The sequence below is a fragment of the Paraburkholderia bryophila genome, assembly GCF_003269035.1.
Classification (GTDB): Bacteria; Pseudomonadota; Gammaproteobacteria; order Burkholderiales; family Burkholderiaceae; genus Paraburkholderia; species Paraburkholderia bryophila.
Genome location: NZ_QLTK01000006.1, coordinates 125,117 through 141,150 on the forward strand (window position 1 = coordinate 125,117; position 16,034 = coordinate 141,150).

Annotated in this window: 14 protein-coding genes and 1 pseudogene; 10 read left to right on the forward strand and 5 right to left on the reverse strand. The window is 64.8% G+C overall.

From position 1 onward, the window contains the following. Positions 1-57: 57 nt before the first annotated feature. Both BX591_RS12560 and mctP read left to right on the forward strand, forming a co-directional pair. Complete coding sequence (locus BX591_RS12560; protein ID WP_035559097.1) at positions 58-255, forward strand: DUF3311 domain-containing protein; 198 nt, start codon at positions 58-60, stop codon at positions 253-255. Next, positions 252-1,730: a monocarboxylate uptake permease MctP gene (gene mctP, locus BX591_RS12565; RefSeq protein ID WP_111931752.1), complete on the forward strand. Its 1,479-nt coding sequence runs from the start codon at positions 252-254 to the stop codon at positions 1,728-1,730. Before BX591_RS12560 ends, mctP begins: the two co-directional genes overlap by 4 nt. 342 nt (positions 1,731-2,072) lie before the next feature. Here the strand turns inward: mctP and BX591_RS12570 are convergent. After that, positions 2,073-3,304, reverse strand: a pseudogene (locus tag BX591_RS12570) (NAD(P)/FAD-dependent oxidoreductase). A 5-nt stretch (positions 3,305-3,309) separates the two neighbouring features. Continuing rightward, positions 3,310-4,221, reverse strand: a complete 912-nt coding sequence (locus BX591_RS12575; RefSeq protein ID WP_111931753.1) for a LysR family transcriptional regulator — start codon at positions 4,219-4,221, stop codon at positions 3,310-3,312. A 323-nt stretch (positions 4,222-4,544) separates the two neighbouring features. Here BX591_RS12575 and BX591_RS12580 point away from each other — a divergent pair, with 323 nt between their 5' ends. The 5 genes from BX591_RS12580 (at position 4,545) to BX591_RS12600 (ending at position 10,409) form a co-directional block, all read left to right on the forward strand. After that, entirely contained in the window at positions 4,545-5,489 is a 945-nt protein-coding gene (locus BX591_RS12580; protein ID WP_111931754.1) for an aromatic alcohol reductase, read from the forward strand. Between the two features lie 155 nt (positions 5,490-5,644). After that, positions 5,645-6,439 (forward strand): DUF3348 domain-containing protein, encoded by a 795-nt coding sequence (locus BX591_RS12585; RefSeq protein WP_111931755.1) that lies wholly within the window; start codon positions 5,645-5,647, stop codon positions 6,437-6,439. Between the two features lie 10 nt (positions 6,440-6,449). After that, the gene (locus tag BX591_RS12590) at positions 6,450-9,068 is read left to right on the forward strand and encodes a DUF802 domain-containing protein (RefSeq protein WP_111931756.1); all 2,619 of its coding nucleotides are present in this window, start codon (positions 6,450-6,452) and stop codon (positions 9,066-9,068) included. After that, a complete protein-coding gene (locus BX591_RS12595) occupies positions 9,065-9,712 on the forward strand; it encodes an OmpA family protein (protein WP_111931757.1) in 648 nt (215 codons plus the stop codon). The genes BX591_RS12590 and BX591_RS12595 overlap by 4 nt, the downstream gene beginning before the upstream one ends. A gap of 22 nt (positions 9,713-9,734) precedes the next feature. Next, a complete protein-coding gene (locus tag BX591_RS12600) occupies positions 9,735-10,409 on the forward strand; it encodes a DUF2894 domain-containing protein (protein WP_420849371.1) in 675 nt (224 codons plus the stop codon). A 93-nt stretch (positions 10,410-10,502) separates the two neighbouring features. On the opposite strand, the gene BX591_RS12605 is transcribed toward BX591_RS12600, so the two are convergent. Next, positions 10,503-10,802 (reverse strand): TFIIB-type zinc ribbon-containing protein, encoded by a 300-nt coding sequence (locus BX591_RS12605; RefSeq protein ID WP_111931759.1) that lies wholly within the window; start codon positions 10,800-10,802, stop codon positions 10,503-10,505. Between the two features lie 55 nt (positions 10,803-10,857). After that, positions 10,858-11,610: a TerC family protein gene (locus BX591_RS12610; protein ID WP_111931760.1), complete on the reverse strand. Its 753-nt coding sequence runs from the start codon at positions 11,608-11,610 to the stop codon at positions 10,858-10,860. 121 nt (positions 11,611-11,731) lie between these two features. On the opposite strand from BX591_RS12610, the gene BX591_RS12615 reads away from it, so the two are divergent. Continuing rightward, positions 11,732-12,613: a LysR family transcriptional regulator gene (locus BX591_RS12615; protein WP_111931761.1), complete on the forward strand. Its 882-nt coding sequence runs from the start codon at positions 11,732-11,734 to the stop codon at positions 12,611-12,613. On the opposite strand, the gene BX591_RS12620 is transcribed toward BX591_RS12615, so the two are convergent. Then, positions 12,586-13,182: a tellurite resistance TerB family protein gene (locus tag BX591_RS12620; RefSeq protein ID WP_244146990.1), complete on the reverse strand. Its 597-nt coding sequence runs from the start codon at positions 13,180-13,182 to the stop codon at positions 12,586-12,588. The two genes, BX591_RS12615 and BX591_RS12620, sit on opposite strands and share 28 nt — an antisense overlap. 101 nt (positions 13,183-13,283) lie before the next feature. Here BX591_RS12620 and BX591_RS12625 point away from each other — a divergent pair, with 101 nt between their 5' ends. Both BX591_RS12625 and hflK read left to right on the forward strand, forming a co-directional pair. Further along, positions 13,284-14,012, forward strand: a complete 729-nt coding sequence (locus tag BX591_RS12625; protein ID WP_111931762.1) for an ArsR/SmtB family transcription factor — start codon at positions 13,284-13,286, stop codon at positions 14,010-14,012. Between the two features lie 103 nt (positions 14,013-14,115). After that, on the forward strand, positions 14,116-16,029 hold the full coding sequence (gene hflK / locus BX591_RS12630; RefSeq protein ID WP_244146991.1) for a protease modulator HflK: 1,914 nt from the start codon (positions 14,116-14,118) through the stop codon (positions 16,027-16,029). The last annotated feature ends 5 nt before the right edge of the window (positions 16,030-16,034 follow it).

Below are 16,034 nucleotides of genomic sequence, written 5' to 3' on the forward strand. Positions count from 1 at the left end.
GCGTGCCGGGCCACGAGTCGTGGCGCGCGGTTTCAATAATAGACTTAGGAGAAGTGTGTGGAGACCTCCCCGACCGCCGGCCGTTCATGGCTCTGGCTGATTCTGCTGATCCCCTATATCGCGTTGTTATGGCTGCCGTTCTATAACGACACACGCCCGTCGTTCGCGGGCTTTCCGTTCTTCTACTGGTATCAGTTCTTGTGGGTGCCGTTGACCTCGCTGCTGATTTACGTCGTGTATCGAGGTGTCAAATGAGCGATGTGAACCCCGTGAATCCGGTGGCGATGACCGTCTTTATCGCATTCTTCGTGCTGGTCACCGTGATCGGCTTTTTCGCCGCGCGCTGGAAGCGCGGTGACCTGACTCAACTACACGAGTGGGGCCTCGGCGGCCGCCAGTTCGGCACGGTGATTTCGTGGTTCCTCGTGGGCGGCGACTTCTATACCGCCTATACGGTGATCGCGGTGCCCGCGCTGGTGTATTCGGTGGGTGCGTACGGCTTCTTTGCGTTGCCGTACACCATCATCGTTTACCCGTTCGTGTTCGCGGTGATGCCGAAGTTGTGGAAAATCGCGCATGCGAAAAACCACATCACGGCAGCGGATTACGTGCAGGGCGAATACGGCGGCAAGTGGTTTCCGGCCGCGATTGCGATCACCGGTATCGTCGCGACCATGCCGTATATCGCGCTGCAGCTGGTGGGCATGCAGGTCGTGATCAAGGGGCTCGGCGTGAGCGGCGAAATGCCGTTGATCGTCGCCTTCGTGATTCTGGCGCTCTACACGTATGCAAGCGGCCTGCGGGCACCGGCCATGATCGCGTTCGTCAAGGACATCATGATCTATATCGTCGTGATCGCGGCGGTGTGGCTGATTCCCGCGAAGCTCGGCGGCTACGCGCACGTGTTCGACGCGGCCGATACTTACTTCAAGGCCAAGGGCGGCGCGACCGGCATCATTCTGAAGCCGACGCAGTTCACCGCTTACGCTTCGCTCGCATTGGGTTCGGCGCTGGCGGCGTTCATGTATCCGCATACGATGACGGCGGTGCTGTCGTCCGCGTCGGCGAAGACGGTGCGTAAAAACGCGATTTTCCTGCCGGCGTACACGCTGTTGCTCGGCTTGATCGCACTGCTCGGCTATATGGCGATCGCGGCCGGCGTGCATGTGAAGTCGGCGTCGGACATGGTGCCGGCGTTGTTCAACACGCTATTTCCGTCGTGGTTCGTGGGCTTCGCGGCGGCGGCGATTGCGATCAGCGCGCTGGTGCCGGCCGCGATCATGTCGATCGGCGCGGCCAATCTGTTCACGCGCAATTTGTGGCGTCCGCTGGTGTCGCCGAATATCTCGGCTGAAGGCGAGGCCTCCACGGCGAAAATCGTGTCGCTGGTCGTGAAGTTCGGTGCGCTGCTGTTCATCGTGTTCCTGCCGACTCAATACGCGATCGATCTGCAACTGCTGGGCGGCGTCTGGATTCTGCAGATTTTCCCGGCGATCGTGTTCTCGCTGTACACGCGCCGGCTGAATACGCCGGGTCTGTTCCTCGGCTGGCTGGTCGGTATCGTGATCGGGACGAGCCTTGCGATCATTCAGGGGCTCAAGCCGGTGTACGCGCTGCATCTGGGCGATGCGGTCTACCCGGTGTATATCGGGCTGATCGCGCTGGCGGCGAATATCGTCGTGAGCTTCGTGGTGTCGGTCGTGTCGCCGCGCAGGGTGGCGGCGGCTTGATGGGTCGTTGTCGAGGGCGCCGGTAGGCTAAGGCCGATTCCCTGAAATCCCCCGCAGACGATTCGTTGCGGGGGATTTTCTTTTTTCCCACGGCAATGCTTGCGGTGGCGCAGACGTCGACGAATCAGAGCAGGTTCGAGTTGACTTTCGGCACTTCGCGAGCGAGCCCACGCAAACGCGTCGCCTGGGCGCACGCGAAATCGGAAATTCGCTGGACATGGGCGCGTTCGTCCGCTGAGTAAAACTGTCGAGGAAGGGAAGCAGCCGACGAGGCCGGCGTTCCGGTAGTTTGCCCCGCGTTTCAACATGGTCCAAGCCCGCGCCTGATCCCGCGCCGGCCGCCTAGAACCGCTCCGCCCTGAACGGCCGTGCATCGACCACTGTCTCCTCGCCCGTCATCATTTCGGCGATCAGGCGACCCGTGATCGGGCCCAGTGTCAATCCGTGATGCGCGTGACCAAACGCGAACCACAAGTCCCGATGATTTCTCGCGGGCCCGATGATCGGCATCATGTCGGGCGTGCAGGGACGGCGGCCCATCCACGGTTCGTCGTCCAGTCGCTCGCCGAGCGGGAACAGCTTGCGTGCAACCGGTTCGACCACGGCGAGTTGCGTCGGCGTTTTGGGCGCATCGTACAGGGCGATTTCCGCGCCGGTGGTCAGACGGATGCCTTGCGCCATCGGCGCGAGCACATAGCCGGTTTCCGCGTCGAGCACAGGGTGATTCAAACGGGCCGCGCCTTGCGGCGCGTAGTGCATGTGATATCCACGTTTGACAGCGAGCGGCAAGCGATAACCAGCCGTGTGGTCAGTCGCTCCGACCACGGTCCCAGCGCGACGACCGCCGAGTGCGCCGCGATCGTTCCGTCCTGTGTATCGACTTCCCAACCTTCGCGAAGCGTGTCCGCATCGCCGATAAAAAAACGGCCGCCCAATGCCTCGAAATACTTCGTGTAGGCGGTGACGAGTGCATGCGGATCGCTCACCGAATCGGACTGCGGATAACGCACCGCGCCGAGCAGGGCCTTGTCGAGATCGGGTTCCATCTGCTGCAGACGAACGGCGTCGAGCGTCTCGAACTCGACACCGTACTCGGCGTGCCAGCGTTCGGCGACGCGGATTTCCTTGTCGTGGGCCGCTGCGCTGCGAAACACCTTCATCCAGCCGATCGGGCGCAACAGTGCGCTCGCGTCGGCCGCGGCGGCCAGCTCGCGATGCTCGCTGACGCTGCGCTCGATCAGCGTCGAATACGACCTGGCGATCGCCGCGTGCGTGGCGGGGTGCGAATTGCGCCAGTATTGCCACAGGAACGGCGCCACCTTGAGTAGGGCGGCGGCATGGTAACGAACGTCCGGCGACTGGTTGCGCGCGTAACGAAGCAAGGTGTCCAGGTCGCGCGGCAACGCATACGGATAGACGCCTTCGCGCTGGATCAAGCCGGCGTTGCCGAACGACGTCTCATTGCCCGGCAGCCTGCGATCGACCAATGCGACCTGGCGGCCGCGCTTCTGCAGATGCACGGCGACGCACACGCCGACAATGCCCGCGCCGAGTACCACGGTGTCGAAGGGAATACGGTTCATTGGCCTCGCCCGAAGTCGCTGTGTTCGAATAATTCCATGACCCACTCCACGAACGCGCGGGTCGCGCCGCTCGCGTTGCGGCCATCCGGATAGACGATCGAAACCGGCACCGGCGAGCTTCTCGCGCCCGCCAGCACTTCCTTCAGGCGGCCCGATTGAAGATACGGCAACGCGACGAACTCCGACAGCTGGATCAACCCCAATCCTTCGAGACCGCATTGCAGATAGGCCTCGGTTTCGTTGACGGCGAAGCGGCTCGGCATGCTCAGCGTGAGCGGCTCGCCCTGCACATGAAAACGCCAGTCGAGCGGCCGGCCGGTGGCGTTCGAGATGTAGTTGACCGCACGGTGATCGGCCAGCGAGGCCACGGTATCGGGTTCGCCGTGCTCCTTCAGATAGCGCGGCGACGCGCAGGTGATCCAGTTCAACTGCCCGATACGACGGCCGGTCAGCGTCGAATCCGCCAGCGCGCCGGTGCGGATCACGCAATCGATGCCGTCGTAGATCAGGTCGGCGGGGCGGTCGCTCAGACCGAGCACGAGCTCGATGCCGGGAAAGCGCTGCTCGAAATCCCTGAGCCGCGGCAACACCAGGCCGCGGCCGATCACGCCCGGCATGTCCGCCCGCACGCGTCCGCGCGGCGCGCCGGCGTCGGTCGACAGTTCGCTTTCCGCGCGCACGATCTCCGCGAGGATCGCGCGGCATGACGCGTAATAGCGCTCGCCCGCGTCGGTCAGACTGAGGGTGCGGGTGCTGCGGCGAAGCAGCGCGGCGCCTAGTTCACGTTCCAGCTGCTTGATGATCGTCGTGACCGACGAACGGGGCAGCGCGAGCGTTTCCGCTGCCTTGCTGAAGCTTTGAGCTTCGACGATGCGCACAAACGTGGTCATCGCTTGAAGTTTGTCCATGAGCCGGGTACCTGTGCGGTTCGTGTCGCGCTGTCCATGAGCGCGTTGAAGCGGGAATCATCTTACAGGGATACCCCGGCGTGTTGCGCGTGGCCGGCGCGATGTTCACACGCCCCCGAACCCGGCGTTCGGGATACTCGCGTTGTTAATTCCGTAGCGGCGAACAATGCCCATGCCCTCCGCCACTAGACTCCAGATCGTCAGGCTGACTCCTGCCTGAAGCCGCTACGAATTACCGCGCTTAACGGCGAATCAGGTTCGCGCCCGCACGGTTTTCAAAGCTCGCTTTTCCACTTCATCGCCCATCAGAAAAGGTCACCACCATGTCGCACTCTCAATCCATTCTCGTCCTCGGTGCCGGTGAGCTCGGCATGGCCGTCTTGCGCAGTCTCGCGCAGCGTGCCGCTGTGAAACCGGGTGTTTCGGTCGCCGCGCTGTTGCGCCCATCCGCCCTCGATTCGAACGATCCGGCCAAGCGGAAAGACGTCGCCGAACTGCGCGCGCTGGCTATCGAACTCGTGCCGGGCGACCTCAACGCGCTGTCCGAGGCGTCGCTGGCCGATCTGTTCCGGCGCTTCGATACGGTGATTTCGTGCACCGGGTTCGTCGGCGGTCAAGGCGTGCAGCTCAAGCTCGCGCGCGCGGCGCTCGACGCCGGCATCAAACGCTATTTCCCGTGGCAGTTCGGCGTCGACTACGACGTGATCGGCCGGGGCAGCGCGCAGGATCTGTTCGACGAACAACTCGACGTGCGCGATCTGTTGCGCGCGCAACAGAACACGGAATGGGTGATCGTGTCGACGGGGATGTTCACGAGTTTCCTGTTCGAACCGTCGTTCGGCGTGGTGGACCTGGAAAGGAACACGGTTCATGCGCTCGGCAGTTGGGACAACGCGGTCACCGTCACGACCGCCGACGACATCGGCAGGCTGACCGCCGAGATCGTTTTCACCGAGCCGCGCATTGCGGATGAAATCGTCTACGTGGCGGGCGATACCGTCACCTACGGCCAGCTCGCGGACGCCATCGACGCAATGCGTGGGGTGAAATCGCGGCGCGTGGAATGGACCGTGCCGCAATTGAAAAGCGAACTCGCGACCCAGCCGGACGACTCGCTGCGCAAATATCGCGTGGTGTTCGCCGAAGGGGCGGGCGTGTCGTGGCACAAGGAGCGCACGTTTAACGCGCAAAAACAGCTCGCCGTCTGCTCGATGGCGCAGTGGATGCGTGACAACCTGCGCTTCGACGCGAGCGTTTCGCCCCAGTAACGTTGCGTTGTCATCCACCGGCGCGGCTCGTCGAAGCAGGCTTCACGGCCGCGCCGCGTGCTTCGAAATACCTCTCTTGCGGGCCCGCTAAATCGCGCGGCGGCAGCTTCCACCCCGGCAGCGTGTAAACTGCTGACTTTTTTGACTCCGGTGGTATGTTGCAAGCCCCCCAGCGCACAGCTCTCAGCGGCCCGGCGCTTATTCGCCTGTTGGCTCGTCTGGCGGATGTCGATGTCCCCGAATCCCGGCAATCGCTCTCGGACCGGCTTAGCCAATGGCTCGGCTGGACCGACGCCATTGCGCTGTCGTCGGCGCTGAACGGCGCGCCGCCGGCCGTGCCGGCTGGCGCGCGCGCGTTCGGCCGCGCCGAAGAGGACGAGTGTGCGCGCGTGCGCGTTTCGCTGATGAAGTCGGTGGCGGGCGACAGCGTGCTCGTCGCGAGCAAGCGGCGCGGATTGGGTCACTCGCAGGCCTTTCCACACGCAAACCCGCACCCGCATTCGCAGGCCCACATGCCGTCGCAGCCCGCACCGGCCGATGCGGCGCCCGATTACGCGGTGTTCCGGCAACGCTACCAGGCGTTGCAGCAGTCGATGGAAACCGCGGTCGGCACGTTGCGCGTGCGCCTGCGCAGCCTGCTGGCCGCGAAAACCCCCGCACTGGCGCGGCTGGCGGTGCTGGACGCCGTCATGGAGCGCGCGCTCGGCGAGCGCGAACGGAATCTGCTGGGCGGCGTGCCCGGTCTGCTGGCCGGGCACTTCGAACGCTTGCGGGCGGCGGAGCAGGCGGCGCTGGCCGCAGCGGAGGACACGGAGGACGCAGCCGCGGCGCTCACGCCCGGCGCATGGCTGGACGTGTTCCGCAAGGACATGCAGAGCGTGTTGCTTGCCGAACTGGACGTTCGTTTTCAACCGGTCGAAGGGTTGCTCGCGGCTCTTCGCACCAGCTAACTGGGACACTATGTCCAGATATCGTATTGACCTCGTTGTGTTTCTGGCCGGTCTGGCCGCCGTGTGCTGGATCGCCGTGGGTTACCTCGGCTCGAACCCGCTGGCGCTGGCCGTTACCTTATTGATCGGCGTGTGTTACGTCGCGGGCTCGCTCGAACTGCACCGCTACAACCAGGCGACCGGCACGTTGACGCGCGCCGTCGCGGACTTGTCCGGACCGCCGTCGAGTCTCGGCGCCTGGCTCGATTCCTTGCATCCGAGCTTGCGCAACGCGGCGCGTTTGCGCGTCGAAGGGGAGCGGGTGGCTTTGCCCGGACCTGCGCTCGCACCGTATCTGGTCGGCTTGCTGGTGTTGCTGGGCATGCTCGGCACACTGCTCGGCATGGTCGCGACGTTGCGCGGTACCGGCATGGCGCTGGAAAGCTCGACCGATCTGCAGGCGATCCGCGCTTCGCTGGCCGCGCCGGTCAAGGGGCTCGGATTCGCGTTCGGCACCTCGATCGCGGGCGTGTCCACCTCGGCAATGCTGGGGCTGCTGGCTGCGCTGTGCCGTCGCGAACGGCTGCAGGCGGCGCAAGCGCTCGACCTGAAGATCGCGACGAGCTTGCGCGTCTATTCGCAGGCTCATCAGCGCGACGAGAGCTTCAGGCTTCTGCAACGGCAGGCCGACGTGATGCCCGCCCTGGTCGACCGCCTGCAGTCGATGATGTCGGCGATCGAACAGCAGAGCCTCGCGTTGAACGAGCGCCAGGTGGCCAGTCAGGAGGCGTTCCATGGCAAGGCCGAGGCGGCTTATACGCGGCTGGCCGCGTCCGTCGAGCAGTCGTTGAAGCAAAGCGTCGCCGACAGCACGCGCGCGGCTGGCGCGGCATTGCAGCCGGTGATGGAAGCGACGATGGCCGGTCTCGCCCGCGAGACCACCGCCTTGCACGACAGCGTTTCGCACGCCGTGCAGCGGCAACTGGACGGCGTGTCGAACGGTTTTGAAGCGATGGCCGTGAACGTGGCCGAGATCTGGAACAAGGCGCTGGCCGGCCATCAGCGTTCGAGCGAGGAACTGACGGAGCATCTGCGGGCCACGCTCGATCGCTTCACGGAAACGTTCGAGCAACGCTCGGCCGGTCTGCTCGACGGCGTGTCCGCGCGGCTGGATGCGACGGCGCAGGGCGTGTCGCAGGCATGGAGCGAAGCCTTGTCCCGCCAGGAGCGCGTCGGCGAGACGCTCGCGGACAACAATCGGCAAGCGTTGGCGGCGGCCGCGGCGAGTTTCGAGCAGCATTCGGTGTCGTTGCTTGCCCACGTCGGCGAGTCGCATGCGAATCTGCAGACGACGCTGGGCTCGCGCGACGAACAACGTCTGGCGGCGTGGACCGAGCAACTCGGTTCGATGGCCGCTGCGTTGAACGAGAAGTGGGAGCAGACGGGCGAACGCACCGCGAGCCGTCAGCAGGAAATCTGCGCGACGCTGGAGCAGACCGCCCGCGATATCGCGGCGCAAACGCAAACGCATGCGAGCGCAACGATCTCCGAAATCGGCCGTCTCGTCGATGCCGCTGCGGAAGCTCCCAAAGCCGCTGCGAATCTGCGCGCGGAACTGGCGGCGCAAGATGAACAACGCCTGGCCGTATGGACTGAACAGCTCGGTTCGATGGCGACTGCGTTGAGCGAGAAGTGGGAGCAGACGGGCGAACGCACCGCCAGTCGTCAGCAGGAAATCTGTGCGACCCTGGAGCAAACCGCGCGCGATATCGCGGCGCAAACACAAACGCATGCGAGCGCAACGATCGCGGAGATCGGCCGCCTCGTGGATGCCGCAGCCGAAGCCCCCAAAGCCGCCGCGAATCTGCGCACGGAACTGGCCGCGCAAGATCAACAACGTCTGGCCGCATGGACCGAAAAACTCGATTCGATGGCCGTTGCATTGAGCGAGAAGTGGGAGCAGGCGGGAGAGCGCACCGCGAGCCGTCAGCAGGAAATCTGCGCAACCCTGGAGCAAACCGCGCGCGATATCGCGGCGCAAACGCAAACGCAGGCGAGCGCAACGATCGCGGAGATTGAACAACTGGTCCAGGCGGCGTCGGAAGCGCCGAAAGCGGCGGCTGAAGTCGTCGCCGAATTGCGGCAGAAACTGTCCGACAGCATGGTCCGCGATACCGCGATGTTGCAGGAGCGCGCGCGTTTGCTGGAAACGCTGGAGACGCTGCTGGATGCCGTGAATCATGCCTCCACCGAACAGCGGACGGCCGTCGACGCGCTGGTTGCGACGTCCGCGGATCTGCTGGAGCGGGTCGGCACGCGCTTTACCGACAAAGTCGAACTCGAAACCGGCAAGCTGGGCGACATCGCCGCGCAAGTGACCAGCAGCGCCGTCGAAGTGGCGAGCCTCGGCGACGCGTTCGGCAGCGCCGTGCAGGTGTTCGGTGAGTCGAACGACAAACTGGTGGCGCATCTGGAGCGAATCGAAGCCGCGCTCGACAAGTCGCTTGCCCGCAGCGACGAACAATTGGCGTACTACGTGGCGCAGGCGCGGGAAGTCGTGGACCTGAGCGTGATGTCGCAGAAGCAGATCGTCGAGGATCTGCAGCAGCTCGCCGGGCAGCGCGTCGCGGCCGGAGCGGACGCCGCATGAGGGAGGAAATCGACGGCGGCGTGGAGACCACCGCGCCGATCTGGCCTGTGTTCGGCGATCTGATGTCGGTGCTGCTGGGCGCGTTCGTGCTGATCCTGGTGGGCGTCATCGGTGTGCAACTGGAACTGTCGACCAGGCTGGAGCAGGAGGTCAAGCAGCGTCAGGTGGAAACGCAGCGCCGCAAGACGCTCGAGCAGGCGCTCGCGGGTCCGCTGGCGGCGGGCCGCGTGACGCTGGTCAATGGACGGATCGGCATTAGCGGCAATGTGCTTTTCGCGCTGAACTCCGACCAGTTGCAGCCCGAAGGCCGCGACCTGCTGAAGAGCCTGGCCGGGCCGCTCACGGCGTATCTGCATGCCCGTGACGAGATTCTGATGGTGAGCGGCTTTACCGATGACCGGCAAGTGCGCGAAGCGAATCGTCGCTTCGCGGACAACTGGGAACTGTCGGCGCAGCGCGCGCTGACGGTGACGCGCGCCCTGATCGACGACGGTGTGCCGGCGGCCTCGGTATTCGCGGCCGCGTTCGGCTCGCAGCAGCCGGTGGGCTCGAACGCCGACGATCAGGGGCGGGCGAAGAACCGGCGGGTGGAAATCGCGCCGGTGCCGGGGCCGGCGAATGCGGCGGGGAAGGCGCGTGAGTGAGCAAGAGGAAGTGAGCGGCGCGGTGAGCACGTCAGGCGAGATAAGCGCGGTAAACGCGGTAAACGCCACGCTCGAAGCCTGGCGCGAGCGCCACGCCGATCGCCTCGACCCGATCCGCTTCCATTTCATCGACGCGCTGGCACGTCGCGCGGCTAATCATAGCGGCGCGGCGCGGCGTATCCTCGACGCGAAGCTGGCGACGTTGATCGAAGCCTACGCAGCGGATTTACAGCGCGCCGAGTCGTCCGCAGCCGAAAGCGGCATGGCGGCGACCGTAGCGGCTTCGGATACACCCGCCCGAACGGCGCTCGCCGGATTGACCGGGTACATCGTCAGTCACGCGCCGACGCAAGGCGAGCAGCGCGTCGTCGCGCATGGTCTGCCGACCGCCGCGTCGTATCCGGAACTGGCGGCGCTCGATCACTTCAGGGAAATCTGGTCGAAGGTACGGACCGAGAAACAGCTGCGTCAGTCTTTGGAGCAAGTTCCTGGCAATGCCGGACCGCTCAATTCAAGCAGCCTGGTGCATCGTTCGCTTTCGCTGATGCGCGAGTTGTCGCCGGGCTATCTCAAGCAGTTTCTGGCTTACGTCGACGCGTTGTCGTGGATGGAGCAGATGAACGGCGGCGCACCGGCGGGCAAGGAGGCGCCTCGTGCCGCGAGCGCCGGCAAGAACACCCGCGGCAAAGCACGCTGATCGCGCGCGGCGCGCCGCACCACGACTGCACCGCGTCGCACCGCGTGCCTCCGGGCGTTTCGCAAGGCCATTGGATAACCCGCCGCCCCACGCTCAATCGAAATCGAACACGTCGAAGATCGAGCGCTTTTTCTTATATCCCCGATACCCCGTACGATGTTCATCGCGCCCGCGATGGTTATTGTACGCGTGGTCCCTGTCGCGTTCGCGATAGTCGTCCCGGCCCGTGCGTACCGTTGCGGGCGCATCGAGATTCGCGTCGTCCTGCGCAATCAGTTTGTCGAGTTCTCCACGATCGAGCCAGACGCCCCGGCAGTCCGGGCAGTAGTCGATTTCGATCGAGCGGCGCTCGGTCATCAGCAAATCGGTGGTCTTGCAAACAGGGCATTTCATGGTGTTGCTCCTCGAGAGTACAAAACATGGAAAGCTCAGGCACAGGTGCCGTCGATCATTCGCCGCTGCTAACGCCCGGCCTCGATTTCGCCCGCCGCACCATCATGTTCATGCCTTCGACGAATGCGGAGAACGCCATCGCCACGTAGATGTAAGCCTTCGGCACGTGGGAGCCGAAACCCTCGGCGATCAGCGTCATACCGATCACGAGCAGGAAGCTGAGCGCCAGCATCACGATGGTCGGATTACGCTCGATAAAGCGTGACAACGGTTGAGCAGCGAACAACATCACCATGACGGCGGCGATCACCGCGATAAACATGATCGGCATGTGTTCCGTCATCCCGACCGCGGTGATGATGCTGTCCACCGAAAACACGATGTCGAGCACGAGGATCTGGCCGATCGCGGCTGCCGCGGTCAACTGGATTGTCGAACTCGCTTTGCCGCTGACTTCGTCCTTATGCGTGACGTGGTGCCGGATTTCACCGGTCGCCTTCCAGACCAGGAACAGGCCGCCGGCAAGCAGAATCAGATCGCGCCACGAGAACGCATGGCCGAACAGCGCGAATGCGGGTGCGGTCAATTGCGCGATCCACGCCACCGTGCCGAGCAGGGCGAGTCGCAACACGAGCGCGAGCATGATGCCGATCCGCTGCGTGCGGGCGCGTTGCGCCAAGGGCAGCTTGTTGCTGAGGATCGAGATGAAGATCAGGTTGTCGATGCCGAGCACGATTTCCATCACGACCAGCGTGAGGAGCGCGGCCCATGCGGCGGGATCGGCGAGGAGTACGAGCAGGGTGTCCATGGGAGTCGTCAGAAAATGGAGGCGTCAAACGTTGCGGTAGAGCTATCTTCGTTGTTAACGAGGTTCGGATAAATCAGTGATAAGCTGATCGATACATCGGTTTTTACGAAGTGTTTCCGACATGCTCAATTACCGTCATCTCTACTATTTCTGGATCGTCGTGAAGGAGGGCGGCTTCGCGCGTGCGGCCGAACATCTCGACATGGCCGTCCAGACCATCAGCGCGCAGGTGCGCGAGCTGGAAAAATCGATTGGCCGGCAGCTGCTGAAACCGGCTGGGCGCGGCGTCACGATGACCGAGGCCGGCGAAACGGCCTTCAATCGCGCCGAGCAGATCTTTCAGCTCGGCGAAGCGCTGCTCGACGAGATGCGCGAACCCGCCGGCGAGGGCGTGGCGCGGCTTGCGGTCGGTCTCTCCGACGGTATCTCCAAGCTCGCGGCGCACGCGCTTCTCGCGCCGGTGCTGGGCACGCCGTCGCTCAGGCTGCTCTGTCACGAGGGCGAGCATTCGCAACTGCTGTCCGAACTCGCGCTACATCGGCTCGATCTCGTGCTGGCGTGCCAGCCCGCGCCGCATGACACCGACTTGCGGGTGTTCAGTCATCGTCTGGTCGGCTCGCCGGTCGATTGGTACGGTCCCGCGGACATTGTTCGCAAGGCCACGCGCGCGGGCTTTCCGCAGTGTCTGGCGGAGGTGCCCGTGCTTTTGCCCACACGGCATGCGGCGTTGCGCGCGCGGCTCGACCGCTGGTTCGAGGCGGCGGGCATCCGGCCGCGCGTCGTCGGCGAGTTCGAGGACAGCGCGCTGATGGCGGTGTTCGCGGCGCGCGGGCTCGGCGTGTTCCCGCTCGCGGAACTGGGCGCGGAAGACCTGACGCTGCTGCGCGGTGTGCGCTGGCTCGGCCGCGCGGAAGGCGTGGTCGAAGAGATCCACGCGATCCGCTCGCGGCGCGGGCAACATCATGTGCTCGCCTCTCAGGTCCTGGCCGCCGTGCGTTCGTAAGCGCGCGGCGCGCGCAGCAGCGCGCCGTGCCGGCTTAGCAGCGGGTTGGGTTGCGGCCCCCACGCGTTGAGAATGGCCGCTAGCAAGGCGATTTCGCCATCCGCCAGGTGGTTGTCGGCGATCGTGACGGCGATACACAGGCGGATCACCTTGGCGCGCAGCGTGGGGTCGTCGATTTCGGCGATCAGCTTGGTGAGCATGGGCTCGTCGAGCGGGCCGACCGTGGGCGCCAACGACGTCTGCGCGCCGGAGTGGTCTTCGCACATGGCCTGCACGATCTGCGCGAATTGCGCCGGGGCGAGGCCGAGTTGACCAGCAATGTCCAGCCTGTCGAGGGCGCGTTCCTCCGAACTGCAGACGTGGCCGTCGGCGGTGAGGGCGAGCGCGACGATACGGGCGGCGGCCTGAGGGCTGTTACGGGGATAGGTTCGCATGATCGGGTTCCTGTCGTGGACGATGTCCGCTGTGGTGATGAACCTCAGTCTGCGTGATGCGACAAATCGAACAAACCTGATAATTTCGAAGTGATAGTTCGGAAAAACCGAAGTGATGTCGTGCTTGGCGTTCATACACGAGATCCCAATTATTGTCGGGACGAATGCTTCGATACGGATCGAAACGTGCGACCATGTCGTCGCGCTATGCTCGATCCGACAACCCGGAGACCGTCATGCATGCCCAGCCCAATTTATCGGCCACCGCTTTTCTGATTGCCGACGCCGCGCGCGCCGCGATGCTGATGGCATTGGTCGACGGCCGCGCGCTGCCCGCCGGCGAACTCGCCTACGCGGCCGGCGTCACCGCGCAGACGGCCAGCAGCCATCTGGCCAAGTTGCTCGACGGCGGCCTCGTCGCCGTTGAAAAACAGGGGCGTCACCGTTACTACCGGCTCGCGAATCCGCACGTTGCCGTGGCCCTCGAAAGCCTTGCGTCGATTGGCACGCAACGGGTTGTGCGTCGTAAATCGCTCGGCCGCGAAGCAGGCAAGTTGCGGTTTGCACGCTGTTGCTATGATCATCTGGCGGGACAGGCCGGCGTGGCGATCACGCAGCATCTGATGCAGCACGGTTTTCTTGCCGCTGCCGACGAAAAACGGTTCGAGGTCACACCGGCCGGCAACGCATGGTTCGGCAAGCTGGGGCTCGATATCGCCACGGTGAAACCCGGCCGGCACGGCATTGCGCGTCAGTGTCTCGACTGGTCGGAACGCCAGCATCATCTGGCCGGTCCGCTCGGGGTGGGATTTCTCGATCTGTTGTGCGCCAAGGGCTGGTTGAGGCGTGCCGGTACATCTCGGGCCGTGCAGATCACGCAGGAAGGCTGGGTGGGTTTGCGGGACCATCTCGGGCTGACGCCGGAGTCGATCGAACGCTGCACACCGCTAGCCGACCATCCTTGAGTTTCCTGTACCGGCACGTTAAATTGCGGCTCGCGGTACAGAGCGGTCTGGTTCGGAGAGGCGGTACGTCATCCGGTTTGTAACTCATTGGTAAGGATTGCAGATGTCGGATCAGGCTGGACGCGAGGAAACCGACATGCGTGCGCGGCTGGCCGAACGTAACGACGTCGCGCTGCTCGGCTGGGCCGCCGCGGCATTCGCAACCGTGCTCGGCGCGTTGAGCCTGACGAAACGCTTGCCGGTCGATCCGCGCTGGTGTGCCGTGCTGGCGAGCGCCTTTGTCAACGTAGTCGTCGTTGCGATCTGGCGGCTGCCGCCGTCGCGCCGAGCGGCGGCGCCTGTCGAAGGACCGGCCTGGAAGCGCGCCATAACGTATCTCCGGCGATTCGTCTGGCACGACGCCGACACGCCTTCTTTCGCCGGTATGTTGCGCCGGCTTCGCTGGCAACCCTGGTGCGTGGTGGCGGCGTGCTGCCTGGCCGTGGCGTTCGCGCTGACGGCATTCAAACCCTTCGACCCGGCCATGCTGGTTCACGCCATGGTCACGCCGTCGCTCGTGATCGCCGGCGGCGCGGCGGCGCTGACGCTCGCGTTTCTTACCCTCGTCGCCGAACGGTTTTACGCGCATGCCGCCGAGCGCTCGGGCGCCTCGCGTGCGGCGTCGCTGGCTGGCATGTTGCGCGTGTTGCTGCTGTGCGCGCTCGCGGCGGCGTTGTCGGCGGCATGGTTCATCTATGCGCACAGGGCGCTCGATCTGGTCGTACAGGCGGCCGCCGTGCTGTGCGCGGCGATTGCCGTCGAGATGGCATTGCGCATGCTGGTGCTGTGGCTTTTCATGCCGCGTGCGGCCGACCGCGCGACGCAGGTTCCGTCGAGTCTGCTGGCCGGGCTATTGCGTTTTCGCCGCTCGCCGCTGGCCTCGCTCGGCGCGGAATTGCATGACCGCTACGGCATCGATCTGCGGCAGAACTGGGTGCTGCGCAGCTTCATGCGCCTGCTGCCCGCCACGATCGCGATCATGGCGGTTTGCGCGTGGCTACTGACATCGGTCGTCGTGTTGGACCCGGCCCAGCGCGCGGTGTACGAGCGGTTCGGCGCGCCGGTCGAGGTCTGGTCGCCGGGTTTGCATGCCGGCTTGCCCTGGCCGTTCGGCAAGACACGGGTGGTCGACAACGGCGCCGTGCATCAACTGATCGTGTCCGGCGGTGCGGACGACAGCAGCGTCGCGGCGCCCGCCGCGGCCGCCGACGGACCCACCCCCGAGCAGTTGAACCGTCTCTGGGACGCTCAGCATCCGTGGGAGACGAGTCAGGTGATCGCCGGTTCGAGCGGCGATCAGCAGAGCTTCCAGATTGTCAATGCCGACGTGCGGCTCGATTACCGCATCGGCTTGAGCGACGCGGCCGCGCGCGCTGCGCTGTATCGCTCGGTCGATCCGGAGAGCACCGTGCGCTCGATCGCCAATCGCGAGGTGATGCATTACCTCGCGTCGCATACGCTGGCGTCGCTGCTCGAAACCCGCCAGACCGTGATGGCGGAAACGGTGCGCAACGCCGTTCAATCGCAACTCGACCGGCTCGGCAGCGGCATCGACGTGGTCGCGGTCGTGATCGAGAGTGTTCATCCGCCGGCGGGCGCGGCCGTGGCCTATCACGACGTGCAGGCTGCGCAGATTCGCGCGCAGGCCAGCGTGGCGCAGGCTCACGGATTTGCCGCGCAGGTGCTCGGCACCGCGCAGCAGCAAGCGCTGACCCAGGTCGCGAAAGCGAGCGCGCGGGCGGGCGACACGCTGGCGGCGGCGCGCGTGCAGCAAACCAATTTCTCGGCGGAAGCCGTTGCTTATCGTCTGGCTGGTCCGGCGTTCGCGTTCGAGTACTACCTCGCCAAATTGCAACAGGGATTGCAGAACGCGCGCATTACCGTGATCGACGACCGGCTGGTCGCCGATCATCGCGCGACGCTCGATCTGCGCACTTTCACGGCCGGCGATGTCGCCGGCCTTCCACGCGGTAACTGAGGCGT

Coding starts and splice junctions, on each gene's coding strand:
- mctP (WP_111931752.1), top strand. CDS start 252: ATGAGCGATGTGAACCCCGTGAATCCGGTGGCGATGACCGTCTTTATC.
- BX591_RS12575 (WP_111931753.1), bottom strand. CDS start 4,221: ATGGACAAACTTCAAGCGATGACCACGTTTGTGCGCATCGTCGAAGCT.
- BX591_RS12580 (WP_111931754.1), top strand. CDS start 4,545: ATGTCGCACTCTCAATCCATTCTCGTCCTCGGTGCCGGTGAGCTCGGC.
- BX591_RS12585 (WP_111931755.1), top strand. CDS start 5,645: ATGTTGCAAGCCCCCCAGCGCACAGCTCTCAGCGGCCCGGCGCTTATT.
- BX591_RS12590 (WP_111931756.1), top strand. CDS start 6,450: ATGTCCAGATATCGTATTGACCTCGTTGTGTTTCTGGCCGGTCTGGCC.
- BX591_RS12595 (WP_111931757.1), top strand. CDS start 9,065: ATGAGGGAGGAAATCGACGGCGGCGTGGAGACCACCGCGCCGATCTGG.
- BX591_RS12605 (WP_111931759.1), bottom strand. CDS start 10,802: ATGAAATGCCCTGTTTGCAAGACCACCGATTTGCTGATGACCGAGCGC.
- BX591_RS12610 (WP_111931760.1), bottom strand. CDS start 11,610: ATGGACACCCTGCTCGTACTCCTCGCCGATCCCGCCGCATGGGCCGCG.
- BX591_RS12615 (WP_111931761.1), top strand. CDS start 11,732: ATGCTCAATTACCGTCATCTCTACTATTTCTGGATCGTCGTGAAGGAG.
- BX591_RS12620 (WP_244146990.1), bottom strand. CDS start 13,182: ATGAACGCCAAGCACGACATCACTTCGGTTTTTCCGAACTATCACTTC.
- BX591_RS12625 (WP_111931762.1), top strand. CDS start 13,284: ATGCATGCCCAGCCCAATTTATCGGCCACCGCTTTTCTGATTGCCGAC.
- hflK (WP_244146991.1), top strand. CDS start 14,116: ATGTCGGATCAGGCTGGACGCGAGGAAACCGACATGCGTGCGCGGCTG.